15 protein-coding genes and 1 pseudogene are annotated in these 15,128 nt (G+C 40.0%); 11 read left to right on the top strand and 5 right to left on the bottom strand.

Annotated features, from left to right (window positions below; translation table 11 throughout):
- The first annotated feature begins 1 nt into the window (after position 1).
- From ABIM45_03600 to ABIM45_03565, 8 genes and pseudogenes are all read left to right on the top strand, one after another.
- The gene (locus ABIM45_03600) at positions 2-2,383 is read left to right on the top strand and encodes a hypothetical protein (GenBank protein ID MEO0238996.1); all 2,382 of its coding nucleotides are present in this window, start codon (positions 2-4) and stop codon (positions 2,381-2,383) included.
- 1 nt (position 2,384) lies between these two features.
- A complete protein-coding gene (gene acpS, locus ABIM45_03595; GenBank protein ID MEO0238995.1) occupies positions 2,385-2,729 on the top strand; it encodes a holo-ACP synthase in 345 nt (114 codons plus the stop codon).
- Between the two features lies 1 nt (position 2,730).
- Positions 2,731-3,666, top strand: a complete 936-nt coding sequence (gene arcC, locus ABIM45_03590) for a carbamate kinase (GenBank protein ID MEO0238994.1) — start codon at positions 2,731-2,733, stop codon at positions 3,664-3,666.
- Positions 3,667-3,796: 130 nt separating this feature from the next.
- Positions 3,797-4,942 (top strand): annotated as a pseudogene (locus ABIM45_03585) (GGDEF domain-containing protein).
- A 44-nt stretch (positions 4,943-4,986) separates the two neighbouring features.
- Positions 4,987-5,685 carry a hypothetical protein gene (locus tag ABIM45_03580; protein ID MEO0238993.1) on the top strand — a complete coding sequence of 233 codons (699 nt, stop codon included), beginning with the start codon at positions 4,987-4,989 and terminating at the stop codon, positions 5,683-5,685.
- The gene (locus tag ABIM45_03575) at positions 5,685-6,278 is read left to right on the top strand and encodes a T9SS type A sorting domain-containing protein (GenBank protein MEO0238992.1); all 594 of its coding nucleotides are present in this window, start codon (positions 5,685-5,687) and stop codon (positions 6,276-6,278) included. The genes ABIM45_03580 and ABIM45_03575 overlap by 1 nt, the downstream gene beginning before the upstream one ends.
- Positions 6,278-6,715, top strand: a complete 438-nt coding sequence (locus ABIM45_03570) for a TlpA disulfide reductase family protein (GenBank protein ID MEO0238991.1) — start codon at positions 6,278-6,280, stop codon at positions 6,713-6,715. Before ABIM45_03575 ends, ABIM45_03570 begins: the two co-directional genes overlap by 1 nt.
- Positions 6,716-6,718: 3 nt before the next feature.
- Positions 6,719-8,101, top strand: a complete 1,383-nt coding sequence (locus tag ABIM45_03565) for a DUF6029 family protein (GenBank protein MEO0238990.1) — start codon at positions 6,719-6,721, stop codon at positions 8,099-8,101.
- Here the strand turns inward: ABIM45_03565 and ABIM45_03560 are convergent.
- Genes ABIM45_03560 through ABIM45_03540 form a run of 5 tightly spaced genes read right to left on the bottom strand, consistent with a single transcriptional unit; the run spans position 8,098 to position 12,806 of the window.
- Positions 8,098-9,009, bottom strand: a complete 912-nt coding sequence (locus tag ABIM45_03560; protein ID MEO0238989.1) for a hypothetical protein — start codon at positions 9,007-9,009, stop codon at positions 8,098-8,100. The two genes, ABIM45_03565 and ABIM45_03560, sit on opposite strands and share 4 nt — an antisense overlap.
- On the bottom strand, positions 9,006-9,713 hold the full coding sequence (locus ABIM45_03555) for an outer membrane lipoprotein-sorting protein (protein ID MEO0238988.1): 708 nt from the start codon (positions 9,711-9,713) through the stop codon (positions 9,006-9,008). Before ABIM45_03555 ends, ABIM45_03560 begins: the two co-directional genes overlap by 4 nt.
- Before the next feature lie 9 nt (positions 9,714-9,722).
- Positions 9,723-10,937 carry an FtsX-like permease family protein gene (locus ABIM45_03550; protein MEO0238987.1) on the bottom strand — a complete coding sequence of 405 codons (1,215 nt, stop codon included), beginning with the start codon at positions 10,935-10,937 and terminating at the stop codon, positions 9,723-9,725.
- Positions 10,928-12,127 carry an FtsX-like permease family protein gene (locus tag ABIM45_03545; protein ID MEO0238986.1) on the bottom strand — a complete coding sequence of 400 codons (1,200 nt, stop codon included), beginning with the start codon at positions 12,125-12,127 and terminating at the stop codon, positions 10,928-10,930. The genes ABIM45_03550 and ABIM45_03545 overlap by 10 nt, the downstream gene beginning before the upstream one ends.
- A 1-nt stretch (position 12,128) precedes the next feature.
- Complete coding sequence (locus tag ABIM45_03540) at positions 12,129-12,806, bottom strand: ABC transporter ATP-binding protein (GenBank protein ID MEO0238985.1); 678 nt, start codon at positions 12,804-12,806, stop codon at positions 12,129-12,131.
- A 263-nt stretch (positions 12,807-13,069) separates the two neighbouring features.
- Here ABIM45_03540 and ABIM45_03535 point away from each other — a divergent pair, with 263 nt between their 5' ends.
- From ABIM45_03535 to ABIM45_03525, 3 genes are all read left to right on the top strand, one after another.
- Positions 13,070-13,597: a hypothetical protein gene (locus ABIM45_03535; GenBank protein MEO0238984.1), complete on the top strand. Its 528-nt coding sequence runs from the start codon at positions 13,070-13,072 to the stop codon at positions 13,595-13,597.
- Between the two features lie 236 nt (positions 13,598-13,833).
- Positions 13,834-14,679 carry a T9SS type A sorting domain-containing protein gene (locus ABIM45_03530; protein ID MEO0238983.1) on the top strand — a complete coding sequence of 282 codons (846 nt, stop codon included), beginning with the start codon at positions 13,834-13,836 and terminating at the stop codon, positions 14,677-14,679.
- Between the two features lie 172 nt (positions 14,680-14,851).
- Positions 14,852-15,127, top strand: a complete 276-nt coding sequence (locus ABIM45_03525) for a hypothetical protein (GenBank protein MEO0238982.1) — start codon at positions 14,852-14,854, stop codon at positions 15,125-15,127.
- Position 15,128 lies beyond the last annotated feature (1 nt).

Raw genomic sequence — 15,128 nt, 5'->3', positions numbered from 1 at the left:
GGTGATTAGATATCTTCTCTTTTTCCTTTTATTTTCCCAGGCTGATGGGAAAATTGATCTCAACAGGGCTAATTTGGATGAGCTTCTAAAGGCCCTACCTATTGATAGTGTGAAAATAGTCAAGCTCTACAACTATCGTGAAAGTTATGGACCTTTCCAGAATATTTATGATGTCGCTAATTTGCCTTTTCTTACCTCAGAAGATGTAAAAATTCTAAAGGAGAAGGTTTATTTCAGTCAGAAGGGAAGGGAAGGCTATTTTTCTTATTATGCTGAGGAAGTAAAGGAAAGAACGGTCACAGAAGAGAGCCCTCAAGAAACGGCACTGGATTACTGGTTTAGTGCCCTTGCTAATCCTATTAATGTAAACAAGGCTTCCATTGATGAACTCTACTCCATTTATGGTGTCTCACTTATTGATGCAGTCCAGACCTATAAAAGGGCAAAGATGGTTGGTTTTTTAAGGCCTTCTCATCTCAGAAGGACCCCGGGGCTTTCCTACTATGGATACCGTAATATGCTCCCCTACGTTACTTTTAGAGACCCCAAACCAATTCCCTTCACAGGCTGGATTACTTTAAATGTTAGTCATTATTCAGAGCTTTTCCAAGAAGAGAGTAGCGACATTGAGGCCCGTCTTGAACAGTTAACTTCCTCAATATCAGATACAACTGTAACTTTGTGGTCAAACCTAAAAGCAGCAGGATGGACTGCCCAGGATAGCCTCTGGCTTGCCAATCAACTTACAAAGGAAAAAGAGGAGTCATCTCTTTTAAAACCAGAGCCTTACCTAAGGTTCAAATTTAACGGTCTTGCCTGGGGTAAATTTAGGATCGGGCTTTCTCTTTATGATAATCCTTATTTAACTAAGCCTTTGCCAAAGTATTATGCATCAGTGGAAAAGTTAAAGTTGCCCTTAGGATTGGTTTTGAACAAGGGAGTTCTCGGATACTACCGCGTTACCCTCGATCAGGGACTTCTCATTGACAATAGCGATGAGGGGAGATCCAGGTTGATGGATAGGGTTTTTGGAATTTTTGGTGACCTTTCGAGGTATGATGCTTTTTCACTTTACGGAGGGGCAATTGAGGCAGTTAAGGGGCCATTTAAAGTCTCTCTTTGGCATTCTTACACATTAAAAAACGGTGTTGAGGATAAAAACGGGAACTTGATCTTTTACTATGATGGGGATTTTATACCCTCCACTTTCCAGGACAAGTTTTATGAGAAGGTTCAGGGATTTAACGTAAAACTCGATGTGCTGGAGAGGGTGCCGGGCACACAAATCGGATTTTCAGGCATGAGGATCTGGTATTCTCGCCCAATGGTTTGCAACTTTTCCTTTATGGATATTCCATTGGATAGGGAGGACTTTTCTGACCCTGTTTTTAACTGGATAGGTGGACAGGAAAAGAAATTTGTCCAGTTTTCAGGTAGAACGGTCCTTTATCCCTTTTCTCTTGAGATGGAGTATGCAAAGGAGATACGGGGAGGCGATGCCTTTTGGGTAAAGGGAAGGATCCAGCAGAGCCTCTTTAATCTCACGATCCTTTACAGAGATTACGATGTTGACTATACGAATCCTTATGCAAGGCCTTTCTATGAAGATACCCGTTTCAGGTACACCATTTTAACTCGGAGTTACAGGCTTATCGATCCTTTGTATGCCAGTCTCGGTAATCTCCCCTTTCCCAAACCTGAGCAGGGTGTTTATATTGAAGCAAGGTATCAACCCTTTGCGAGACTGCTTTTCCCAAGATTATACTTGGATTTGTGGCGGGATAAATCGGATTTACAAAATAATTACAGGGCACAATTCCAGGTGGAATACCGGGTCATTAACCAGTTTAGAGTCCGATACACCAATAGGATGCAGATGAAATCAAACATTAGATATCTCGGAATTTCAACCAGCCGGCTTAACGAAAATTCTTTGCAATTTATGATCCCCTTTGGTGGCACCTTTTTTACCGCAGAATATAGGAATTCTATAATGAAATTAACCGAAAGGGGCATCGATTTCAGAACCTCAATTTATGGCTCTTTCTTGTCTTTCTACGTTGACCGAGATATCACTTCAGGCCTCTCAGTCAAGGCAGGTGCCGTGGTATGGGCAACCAATGGTTATTCACTCTGGCACTTTGAAGATACGGGAATCGATTTTCTCTACGGGGATGGTAGCAAGTGGTTTGTATCGATTGTCGAGAGGCTTAAACCAAACCTTGGTCTTCGTTTTAAAATAAAAGACAAGTTGACAACTTACCCGCATACAGGGTTGTTAGGAAGGAAAATTGTTGACGCAGACGGTAATGAGGTTTATTTACCTTTTGTAGATCAAAGGAGGGTGGTTAACCTCCAGCTGAGTTTAGATTACTCTTTTTAAGATGATTTCCGTGGGAGTTGATATTGTGAGTGTGAGAAGAATTTCTTTTTTGATTGAAAGGTATGGGAATCGATTCCTTGAGAGGGTTTATTCGAAAAGTGAAAGGAATTATTGCAACGGCAAAAAAGACCCTCCTATTTGTTTTGCAGGGAAATTTGCGGCCAAGGAGGCCGTGATAAAAGCTTTGTCCCTTAAAAATGTAAGTTTGAAAGATATTGAAATTTTGAATTCAGACGGTGCTCCGTTTGTTGTAGTAAACGGAGAAGTTATTAATGGCGTTTCAATAAGTGTATCCCATGAAAGGGACTTTGCGGTAGCGGTGTGTGCCTTTATTAAGGAGGTTTGAGATGGAGAAGATCATCATAGCTCTTGGCGGAAACGCACTCAGAAGAAAAGGGGAACCTTTTACTATAGAACATCAATATATGAATGCATCAAAGGTAATCAAGCCCGTTGTTGCTCTTGCTGAAGAGGGCTACAAGATCTGTATAACCCATGGAAATGGTCCACAGGTTGGGGTGGAGTTTTTCAGAAATATTTATTCGAGGCATAAGTTTCCCCCTTATCCTCTTGATGCTCTAAACGCTGAAACTCAGGGCTGGATTGGATATGTAATTTCAAGGGCTGTTAGAAAGCAGTTAAGGGAAGACAAAATCGATAAGGAAGTTGTCGCCCTTGTTACGCAGGTAGTCGTTGATAAGGATGATCCTGCTTTTAAAAAACCAACAAAACCGATCGGTGATTTCTTTACAAAAGAAGAGGCTGAAGAATTGATGAAAAATTTTGGCTGGATTATGAAGGAGGATGCAGGGAGGGGTTATAGAGTGGTTGTGCCGTCTCCCAAACCCCTAAGGACAGTAGAAGCTCCTATCATCTCTAAGCTTGTGGATGAGGGAGTTATCGTTATTGCCTCAGGTGGAGGCGGCATCCCTGTCGTTGAAGAAGATGGGGTGTTGAAGGGGGTTGAGGCGGTAATAGACAAAGACCGGGCCTCTGCCCTACTTGGTAGAGAAATAAAGGCTGATCTTTTTATGATTTTAACAGAAGTGGATTACGTTTATGTAAACTTTGGAAAACCAGATGCAAGACCATTGAAAGAGGTGAGTGTGAGTGAATTGAAAAAATATTACGAAGAGGGACAGTTCCCTGAAGGTTCAATGGGGCCTAAGATCGAGGCAGCCTTTGATTTTCTTGAGAACGGGGGCAGTAAGGTAATCATAACCTCCATAGAAAGGGCCCACGACGCCCTTTACAATGGATTTGGAACGCATATTTATAAGTAAGGGATAAACGGGAGACTTTAAAGCCTTTTTAAAATCAAAGCATTTTAGTGACTGCTTTTAACTAAAATTGAGAACAATTTCCTTAGTTTGTTTGGCCAGATTGAATCTAAATACTTACTCGTTTAAAATTATGCCTGCTATGGCAGAGTTGAAGTTTTTATCTCTAAAGTTTAGGGAAAAAGCCCTCGAGCAAAAGTTTCTGGAAGAATATTCTACAAAATCCTTGCCAATTTTCCGATTTGCGCTTCTTTTCGGAATTTTTTTGTATGCGATCTTTGCCTTGCTCGATTCAGTCATAGTCGGGCCCTTAAAGGATATAATCTGGAGAATCAGGTTTGAATTCGTTATTCCAATCGTAATTATCATTGTACTGTTGAGTCTTTTAAAGCCTCTCAAGGTGCATTTTGATTTCCTTGCTTCAGTTGCTGTTTTAATTGGAGGATTTGGCATTCTCGCAATGCTCGCAGTAATAAAACCCCCTTCAATGTACTTGTATTCTCAGGGGTTGACCCTCGTTTTGTTTTTCAACTTTACTCTTTTAAGATTACGGTTTGGTTACGCAGCGATAAACGGTCTTATTCTTTTAGTTGGCTTCCAGTTTGTTAGTTTAAAATTGAATCCATTACCAAAGGAAGTTTTTATCAATAACAACTTCTTTCTCGTTTCCACTTATGTGGGTGGGCTTTTTGTGGCATATGTTTTAGAGAGATTGGAAAGGGAGAATTTCTTGAATACTTTGCTTCTTAAGAAGATAGCTGAAACCGATGGCTTGACTGGTGTTATGAATCGGAATTCCCTTGTCAGCACACTCAAAATAGAAATACAGAAATCGGCTAACAGAGATAATAGTTTGGTCTTTTGTATGATTGACCTTGATAACTTTAAATAGATTAACGATTATTTTGGCCACTTAAAAGGTGATGAATATTTAAAGAATTTTGGCAAGATATTGGCCAAAAGGTTCCGCGCAACGGATTACGTAGGCCGTGTCGGGGGAGACGAATTTGGTGTGATTCTTGTCGGAATGTCTGATACTGGTAGAATAGTTAATGCCTTCAGAGAAATAAAAGAAGAGTATGTGAATTCTCAAATGGACTTACAAAGCAAATCAACTTTTTCTGTAGGTTGTGTTCTTGTGAGCAGCCTGGAAACAAATCAGGATGAGTTCTTCTTTTATGCTTTAGCAGATTTTGCCCTTTTAAAGGCGAAGGAGGAAAAGGATTCTATTTGTATCGTGGATAAAGTTAATAATTGCCTGTATCTCGGGAGAATTTAAATGTTGTTGAGATAATCAGTTTTTGAAGAGGAGGTGGATAGCTAATGTCGCGTGAATTTCTTTTAGCTTTGCTTGTTTTTCTTATAAGTTGTTCCAGGTTGCCTCAATTACCTGAACATACTACAATGCCTGTAATACCCGTTTTTGAAGTCTTTGGCTACGCAAGGTGCTCCAATTGTCCTGTCGTAGAGAAATCTCTTGATACTTTGAAACAGGAATTTGGTGATTCTGTTGTTGTTTTGCAATATCACATGAGAATCCTCGGCGATACCCTATCTCCCGCTTCTATTTCTGAAAGGCAAGCATTATACAACATAGGTTTTTCGGCACCGGTAACCATCGTCCATGGTGAGGAAAGAATTGAAGGCGCTTCCGGGGTTAGTTTGAGTATGTTTGAAAATTACTACAGGGCACTGAGGAATCGAGAAGATTCGGTAGTTTTGAAACTTACTCACATAGATCAAGGTGACACCGCAAAGCTCATCGTAGGCGTGGAAAATCCCATTGATTTTCAAGGTAAAAAGCTGTTTTTGTTTGTTACAAGGGATAGCGTATTTTTCAAGCAATCAGGAGCACCGGATTCTATTTTCAACAATGTGATAAGGTTTTATCTTTCAGCGGAACCCCAATTCCCTTTCGAATTAAAAATTGCTGAAAATATTTTAACGGGAGGGAATTTTGTGGCTCTCTTACAAGATACAATGAATTTAAAAATATTAAGTGTCGTACAAAGGAGGTTTTGATGGGTAACTTTGTTTTTGCAATTATGGTTTCCATTTTTGCCCTTAGACCACTCGGTTCAACCTTTGTCTATCTCGACTTGAATCAATCGTCAAATTTAAGAATAGAACTGGTAAATGACAATTTGCCACGGAGTTTTGTGTTCCACTTTGTAAGATTATCCGTACCGTCAGATTTCCAGTTTATGCAATGCGTACGGGGGATGTGCTATCCTCTTGATAGCGTGCAAGTTTCCGTTCCTGCAGGGGTTACCGATACCATACAACTTGACTTTTATGCTGGTTCCGAAGCAGGTCCATTGAATGCCATATACAAGGTTTACGACGCCAATAGGCCGCAGGATAGGGATTCTATTTTTATAACAGGGCAGGTGCCCGTGAAGGATTTTCCCAGAAAGGTTTACTATAAATCAGGAAAACTTTATGGCGCAGCAATCAAGAAAGTCGAGGTCTACGATGTAAAAGGGGCGCTCCTTTTTACAAGGGATTTTGGTTCGGTAGGATTTGTAACCCTTAAACTCGAAAAAGGTGTTTATTTTTTGAAGGTCTATACGGTTTATGGAATTGAGAACTTGAAAATAGTGGAGGTCGAGTGATGTTGAAAGTGCTGGTTTTATTGACTTTTACTCTCCTTAACGCGAAAGAGGTGAGGACCCTCAATTACGGCGTTGTGAGTATGGATACGGTCTGGGGCAAAAGGCCCGTATACATCAGCTTCTGGGCAATCTGGTGTACTAATTGCATAAAGGAGCTTGATGAAATTAACAGGATTAAAGACTCCTTGGGTATCTTTGTTATTGCAGTAAATGAGGATGGCTTAAGGAAAGAGAGTCGGGTAGCGTCCTTTGTAAAGGCCAAAAAATGGGATTTTCCCATTGTTATGGACGCGGATCAGTCGCTGATGAAGTCTTATGGTGTAAGTGCCCTTCCTACTTCTTTTTTGTTTTCACCTAAAAGGGAACTCCTAAAGAGATTCACGGGATTTGCACCGAAGGATAAAGAGCTTTTAAAATCAATGGTAGAAAGGGAATAACCTATGAGGTTCCTCTTAACCCTTTTGATTCAGTTTAACTTTAATCTCAATGGCGATTACCTGCTGGATAGGAACTCTCTTGAAGAGTATGCTTTAGCCTTTGGTCAGTTGCAGCATTCTTTTCTTGATTTTAAAATTTCGGCCGATTTTTTAGTGCAGCAGCCTTCTCAATGGGATAAGAGGCTTTTAATGTTGAGTCCTCAATTCTCCTTCAAAAATGCTTTTATAGAACTTGCACTTCTCGATTTTCAAGCACAATTTCAGAAAGGCCTTGTTTTTTCTCAGTTGAGTGATTTTCAGTTCAGGAAGTTGAGATACGTCAGGGGAATTGAACTTACCGGGAAACTCAATGGTTTGAGCCTTACACTTTTAAGTGGTCAATTAGCCTCCTACGATTACGAGAATTTTCTTTTCCTTTTAAACAATGACACATCCGATGTTGTGAGGGCTTTAAACCTAAATTATGGGAAGGGGATTACGGGTTTTGAAGCCACTTATGTGAGGCTTAATAGAAAGAATATGCCGGAAAGTTACTCTTTTCAAGAGATCTACGGTCTCCGCAATAAGCTTTCAATGGATTGGGGAAGGTTTGAAATTAACTTGGCAAGGAAATGGGGTGTTGATCCTATTACCTATTCCAGGATTAAAGGGCTTGGGGTAAACGTTGACCTTGCAGGTAGTTTTGATGGTTTGGACCTTGGCCTGTCTGGTATTTACTATGATTCGATAAATTTCTGGAATTACAACCTGCCACCTGTCATTACAGAAAAAGAGCTTTTACCTAATGCAGGGAATGCTGATAAGGGACTCAGTTTTCTGGGTGCATACGGTTTTGGAGACTACTATTTTGAACTCCAGCTTGCCAGTATCGTAAATTTAAAGGATGACAATTTATTAAATCCTTCCCTTGGTAAGGCTTATCAAGAGGGATATTTCAAGTTCGAAGGTGACTTCGGGAAATTTCACTTTGATTTGAAAGGCGCCCGGGAAAAGTATTTGAGGGTGGAGCCAGAATACCAAAAATTGCTCTCCTATTATTTTGAGACCCATTCAAAGGTGGACGCGAAATTGCCAACGGAGTTCTCTGTGAAAGTTACTCGAAATTATGAGGACAGTTTAAAATACTGGATGACCGAATTTACAGGAGGGGTAGATTTACTTAAAGACCTCACTGCCTCTTTCCAGATTGAATACGCTTCTATGAAGATCCCACGCTTCGACAACGACAATTTCTGGGCAAATTTTGAGCTTTTATACCGGTTTGAAAATGGCAGCGTGTCCTTGGCATACGGTAAAAAACGCGGAGGACTTGTCTGCTCTGGAGGAATGTGCAGAATCCTGCCTTCCTTCGATGGATTAAAATTGGGTTTAAATATTGGTTACTAAAAACCCTTGGTGAGTTTGAATCCACCGTAAATTGCGTAGTTTAATTTCCCTTTGTTGATGCTTGATGTAAAGCCTGTTTCCAGTAAAAAGTTGTTGCCAATTACATATCTGTAATCAAGAAGGAGAGTCAAAGTTTTGTTGTCTGAGTCGTAGAAGACTAAAAGATATGGGATTTCAAAGATCTTCTCGGGAAATTTGATTTCTAAGGCAAGCAGGTTTCTCGTTAAAAGGTAGGTTAAAGGGATTGCTGTAAATTCAGGTTGGCTACGGTGAGAGTACCAGAGGGAAATTAAGGTACTTTTTACCGGGAATTCTATATTAGCCGACAATTTCAATAGGGAATTCTCTAAAAAGCCCTGTATTTTTACTACCCGGCTTCCAAAATACCCTACAAAGGCGCCAAGATTTAATTGTTTTGAAAATTCTGAGTATATCCCTATCTCGTATTTTGAAAAACTTCGGCAAAGTTGTGCTTTTAAATTGTAGGTTAGACTATCAAAAGTGGCAAAGAGGGTCGGTGTTGCTACTCTGCTTGTAAATCTCAAAAAGACGCCCTTTTCACCTTCAAGGTCTGTTTCAACGGTTTCGAAGGCTGGTTTGTTAAAGAAGGGATTAAAAAGCCCGGCAAACCCCGGGATGAAGAGGATTTTTCCGCCCTTGATTTCCAGGTTGTTTTTCTGATACTTCAAATAGCACTGGTAGAGTTTCCACTCTGAGTTTAAAGAATCTTCAGTTTTTATAACCTTTAGACCCAGATCTGAGTAGAATCGGAAATCCTGGAAGGTGAGATTCAAGTTGGCCGAAGGTTTCAACATGCCTGTAAGTCTATGGTCCTTAAAGTCATAAAGGCCAAAGGTAGATAAGCCGATCCTTATGGAGGAGAACAATAAAATAACAAAAAATTTCATTTTTTGAGTTCACTCAGCGAGAAGTACTTATCCGGGATGGGGATATCAAAGTCGACTTCTTTAAAAACAAACTTGGTATAGGAGTCTTTTAGTCTCAGGTCACGCATCGCTATCGAGGTCGGATAATGTTTCCCTTTGATGTTTTTGAACTCAAGGGCTTCAATCTCTTTGATTTTCCTTCCGCTTTTTGTAATTAGCTCCTCTCTAAGCCATATGTTTCTATCTAAGTCAACGACCATTCGAACCCTGTAATAAGGGGCATTTCCCGTGGTATCCTCAAGCTCCAGTATAAAATAAATTTTCCCTTCTAAGGTGGTATCTCTCATGGAGACTGGTTTATAATATTTCAATGGGTCTTCCTGCATTAAATCTTCGTAAGATAAGTCGCTTCCCATAAAGGATTGTTTGAGCATGTCTCCCGATAGTCTTACAACATCGTCAATGTCAGGCAAATAGATGTATAAGTCGCCTTTAAGTTTTAGGTATTTTACACCTTTGTCTTCCGGATTTGTGAATTCAAGATAGAAGTTTTCACCCTTGCTGTAACCCTTGAAGGACTTGTTAAGCACCCTTTTGCCTTTTCTGATTTCAAGCTGGGCAGAAAAGGTAGAGGTGTTATACTTTAGATTCTTTCTGAGGCTTAATAAAACCTCAGAGGGGGAAATTTGCTGAAACAATAGCGTTATGATTAAAGCGATATTCATAATATCCTCCTATAAGGTTCTCAGGGCTTCTTGTGGTGATAGTTTCTTAGCCTGCAGAGCAGGAAGTGTTGAAGCTAAAAAAGACATTGACGTTACAATTACAAAGGCAATTAGCAGAGTCCATGGGTTCACGGAGGGTCTTATTACGTAAGGGAAGGGAAACTCAATCCCCTTGATCATGGATTCAAAGTTCATGCCTTTAATATGCAGAATAGCATTGGTAAAGAGGCCCGCTAAACCACCTGCCAGGCCTCCAGCAGTCCCTATTATCGTCCCCTCTAACCCAAAGAGGAGAAAGATCTCGTTGTCGGTCATTCCTAAGGCTTTTAGGGTCCCTATCTCCCTCATCCTTTCAAAGACAGCGACGGTCATCGTATTGACGATAGCAAAGGCGGCAAGAAGGGTGATCAGAATATAAATCGCCATATAAAAGATGTCTGCAAATTTATAAAAGAAGGCAAAACCTCCAAGTACGAAGGTATAGGGGTTAGCCACTAAATTTTCGGGCAACTTTAAGGACCTTATGAATTTATTAATGTCTCCCTCTTTTTTCAGAAAGACCAAGATTTCATGAGCTCCGTCAGCCATTTTCAAGAGTTTTCTGGCGTTTTCGAAGGATAGTATCACAAGGGAACGGTCAAAGGCAGCATAGCCGATGGTGGCAATTCCTGATATTGGAATTTTAATGGCGGATAACCCTCCATAGACACTACGAGAGAGGATTATTATGGTATCTCCAGGCCTCACCCTTAGAGCCCTCGCTAAGTCGATAGCCAAAACACCTCCCTTTGTAAGGTCATTTTCTCCTTCTACAATCTTCCTACTCAAGTCAAAGGTTTTTTTCTCTTTTTGTGGGTCTATGGCAAAAATGTAGGCAGGTTTTGTAGCACCATTCTTAGTGAAGATCATAGAACCCGCTTTAATCCGAAGGGCGTAAAAATCGACATAATTTGAGTTATCAAGAATTTTTTGAACCTCATCAAGATCTTGAATGTATTCTTCCTGTGGTAAAAATATTCTCCTTTCAAAATACTCCTTTGTCGTTATAAGGACATGCCCGGTGTCCAGTTTTATTATCATTTCCTTTGAGGCATCAAGGGCGCCTCTTAAATAGCCATGTAAGGCAACAATCACAAAGCCTGATACGAAGAGGGATAGTGCAGTCAAAAGGGTCCTTCGTTTGTTCCTTAATAAATTTCTAAAGGCAAGTTTTTTTATATCCATCTTAAACACTCCGCCGGCAATAGCTTCTTTGCCCTTTTTGCCGGAAAATAACTGGCGACCAAAGTGGAAACAGGCCCCAGAATTAAAGAAATCCATATACTTTTAAGATTCCAGGTATTTTTAATTATTCCGGAAACCCTGTAACCAAAATTCATGTTTTTGGGAAGGAGGGGCGACCAGTCGATTCCGTACTTCACAAGGAGATAGTTAACTATTACACCGAGTATAACTCCACCAATGGAGCCAGCAATACCTATAAGTGTGCCCTCGATTATAAATAGTTTCATCACCTCGTAGTCTCTCATTCCAATTGCTTTTAACGTCCCAATTTCCCTAATCCTTTCATACACTGCAATCATCAGTGTATTAGTGGTTCCTATTATACCAATCAGGATGATAAAGAAAAGCAAAATGTTCTGTGAAAACTTCTTCGCCTCACTTATAGAAAGGAAGTCTTTCCCTTCTTCCTGCCAGGTCTTTATGGAAAAATCCGGAAGGGCTTTTTCAATTTCTGCCTTATACTGTTGGACTTTGTTAAAATTGGCTGTTTTTATTGAAATTTCTGATATTTCCCCGTCAAATTCGCCGATTTCGTTGATTGTCCTAAGGTCGGCAAAGGCCTGTAAATTGTTGATAACAAAACTGGGGGCATCTATAATGCCTGCTATTTCGAATTCTTTTGAGACGATTGAACCCTTTTTTCCTTTGAAGGTTAAGTAGAGAATGTCGCCCTCCTTGACTTTAAATCGGTCTGCAATCACCGTGCCAATCCAAATCGATTCGGGTCCAAGTGGTTTCTGAACGTATTTTCGAAGATCAAAAACTGTTGCATCTTTCTCGGGATCTATACCGACGATGATTACAGGGTATTCATCTATTCCGTTGTCGAGGAATCCTGAAATTTTGAGCCTCGGAGCTATTCCAACAACATAGGGAAAGGATTTGAGTTTGTTTTCAACTTCATTATAAGTTGGTATTCTTCCCTCAAAGGTCTCAGGATTGTATTCTTTTGATGTGATCTTGATATGCCCGGTTTCTAAGCTCAAAAAATTTTTTATGGATTCGATTTCAAACCCATCCAGCATCCCTTGAATAACAATGTAATACATTATGGCCACGCTGAGAATTGAAAAGGTTAAAAGCGTTCTTCTTTTATGCCTTAACAAGTTTCTGAAGGCGTTTTTTATCATGCTATACCTCTATTTTTCCGTCTCTGAGTTTAATTATCCTCTTTGCGTATTGCATTATTAGTGGATCGTGGGTGGAAAAGATAAAGGTCACACCTCTTTTTTCGTTTAGTTCTTTCATAAGGTGGACTATATTCTTTCCTGTTTCTGAATCTAAGTTGGCAGTGGGTTCGTCGGCCAGGACAAATTCAGGGTCTTTAACCAATGCCCTTGCAATGGAAACCCTTTGTTGTTCACCACCAGAAAGTTCAAGGGGTTTCGCATCCTTTTTGTCCTTTAAACCGACAAGTTCCAAGATCTCAAAGATTTTGCGCTCCTTTTCCCTTTTTGAGAGTTTGGGATACTTAAGGTTTAAAGCTATTTCAACATTTTCGTAAACGTTTAGAACTGGTATAAGGTTGAAACTTTGAAATATGAATCCGAAGTAGTATCTTCTAAGGTTTGCAAGCTCATCAGGGCTCTTCTCGTTTAAAAGGATATCTTCCATTATAACTTTTCCACTGGTCGGTTTATCGATGCATCCGATGATGTTAAGAAGGGTTGTCTTTCCGGAGCCTGAAGGCCCCACAAGGGCGATAATCTCACCTTTTTCCACCTCGAGGTCAACTCCTTTTAGAGCATGAACCTTTACTTTGCCTGCAATATAAATTTTTTCAACCTTCTCCAGCTTTAAAAGAGGCATCGTACCTCCCGTATTAAACAATAATATAATAATGTTGTAACAGGTGTGTTCTTTCAAGTTCTTGAATGCCAGAATACAGAGTTTTGTAATCAAATATCTACCATAGTTAACGAAGGTTGTACAGTTAAACCCGATACCGTATTCGTTCATGATACCACAAATATAAGCGCCACTTTTGTATGTTTTATTAAATCTTACGGACAAAAAGCTTTTCTTTTCTCAGATCCAATTGCGGACTTAACAGTATCAAAGGTCAAGGTCGAATGGGATACAAATCAAGGAAAACATACAAAGTTACTTTAACCTCAAATATTGGAGGTTGCCAGGGCACATGTGTAATCCCTGATACTACGTACATCATTCAGCCTGTCCGGGAAGATACCTTTAGGGTGGGATATGATATCCTTACGGTGTGGAGAAAGGTCCAAAACGCATCTTTTTACTATTTATATTTCCGGATTTATTCTTTTAACAATGCTGGCTATACAATCCATATAATTCAGGCAGATACCTTTGTTGTAGATACCGTCTTTACATTACCTGCAAGTTTCTTTAGCGATTCTAATGCAGCCTATTATGATGTAGGCTTATATGTATTTACTCTTACTGGACCCGTGATTAGAGCTGGAGCTACGTCTAATATGCAAGGTTTTGTTAAAGGATTTTTGTATGGGGGTAACACTCCTGCATATACATATTTTTACGTTGGCACCCCGCTGATTAATAGAATTACTTCGGTAGCAGAACCTGATGTTGAGAATGCCATCTTGAAACGGCTGGGAGTGAAGTAGGGGAAATAAAGACTGAGAGCTAACTAAGTGTAACATTTAGCCGTACTTTGTCTAAAGTTTCAGAGAAAAAAGCGTAGTATTTTGACCTAAGAAGTTCAAATGGGTACCGGCTTTTAAGTCCCAGGATCATATTAGTCTTCATCATGCGCAGAAATTTTCATACTTCGTCGACCTTTTATTAGTGTTGATTATTTAATTTTATCCCATTATTATTTATCTAAGCACAGGAGGTGTGTATGAAAAAGTTGTTAGTAGTTATTGGGTTAGCACTTGCAGTGCCCCTTTGGGCAGAGGGTTATAATATGCTATTGAATCCAGGCTTTGAGCTGTGGGATACATCATCAACTGGACAAGATTCTATGCCGAAATACTGGCATCTATACATAAGAGGTACCGGAGGTGGTGTCTCAGGGTCAGTAGCGAAGGTTCCTGGTTATGAAGGTTTTGGAGTAAAAATAGCTGTGGTAGGAGATACATCCGGCTATGATGCGAGTTTTTACCACTACGTTAACAGGATAGATACCTTACCTTTTGCAAATGATACTTTTCTTGTAAGCATATGGGTTAAAGAGAACTCAACAAATATTGGTGGGAGGCTTTATTGCTACTGGCAAGATTCTGCTGGAAATAATGTGGGTAGTGCAGTCTACAGTGGTTATAGCGCTAACTCTTCAGAGTGGCAAGAAATTAGTTTTAAAACTGTAAGGCCTGCTGATAGTGCCGTTACCTTTAAGTACGATTTCAGGATCTATAAGTATGCTACCACAGAGGATTCAGTATATATCGACAATGCCTACTTTGGACCCCTTGTAGTCTCGGTCCCTGAAAGGGTGAATTTTGACCTTAGGGTACCTGAGATTGTTTTTAACAGCCTTCCTGTGGAATATTCAGTAAATAGAGCTTTAAATATCAACATCTCTCTCTACGGTGCTGACGGAAGAAAAATTAGGGATCTTTACAGCGGCATGGTAAACGGCACTTATAAAAATGAATTCTCTATGAAAGAACTGAAGAGTGGGGTCTATTTCGTCGATGTGAGGGGAGAAGGGGTTAATAGGCAGTATAAGGTAATAAAGTTCTAATTGAAGAAAGGCAGCTCACTACCCTTGGCTTTCTTAAGGAAGCCAAGGGTAGTTTTGAATTTTATAGTTTTTGTTTTTGATTCTTCCTTGCTTTGTTGTTCTAATGTAACTATCTCCAAGATTGGAATAAAGATACGCTTTCTTTGCATTAAAATATTTATGGGAGGATGATTTGCAGGACTTTAAAGAAGTCATAAGCAAACTCGTTAAAGAATTTAACGAAACCCGAAGCCCAGAGTGTGAAGCAAGTGTGGTTTCGGTAGAGCGAGACTCTCTCCTTGTGGAATTCACAGGGACTACTGCTGCCTGTAGTTGTTGTTTCGACGAGCATGCCCAGGATTTTATTTACTACCTTAAGGATTTTACAGGGATGGACTTTGAAATCACGGAGATGAAAAGGCCTACCTTTGGGAAGTTTTTAGTGAGGTTTGAAAGGCTGGAAACCTAAA

Source organism: candidate division WOR-3 bacterium (assembly GCA_039803545.1).
In the GTDB taxonomy this organism is placed as follows: domain Bacteria; phylum Hydrothermota; class Hydrothermia; order UBA1063; family UBA1063; genus UBA1063.
Note: the sequence above shows the minus strand (reverse complement) of the source record. Positions and strands in the feature narration are given on the sequence as shown.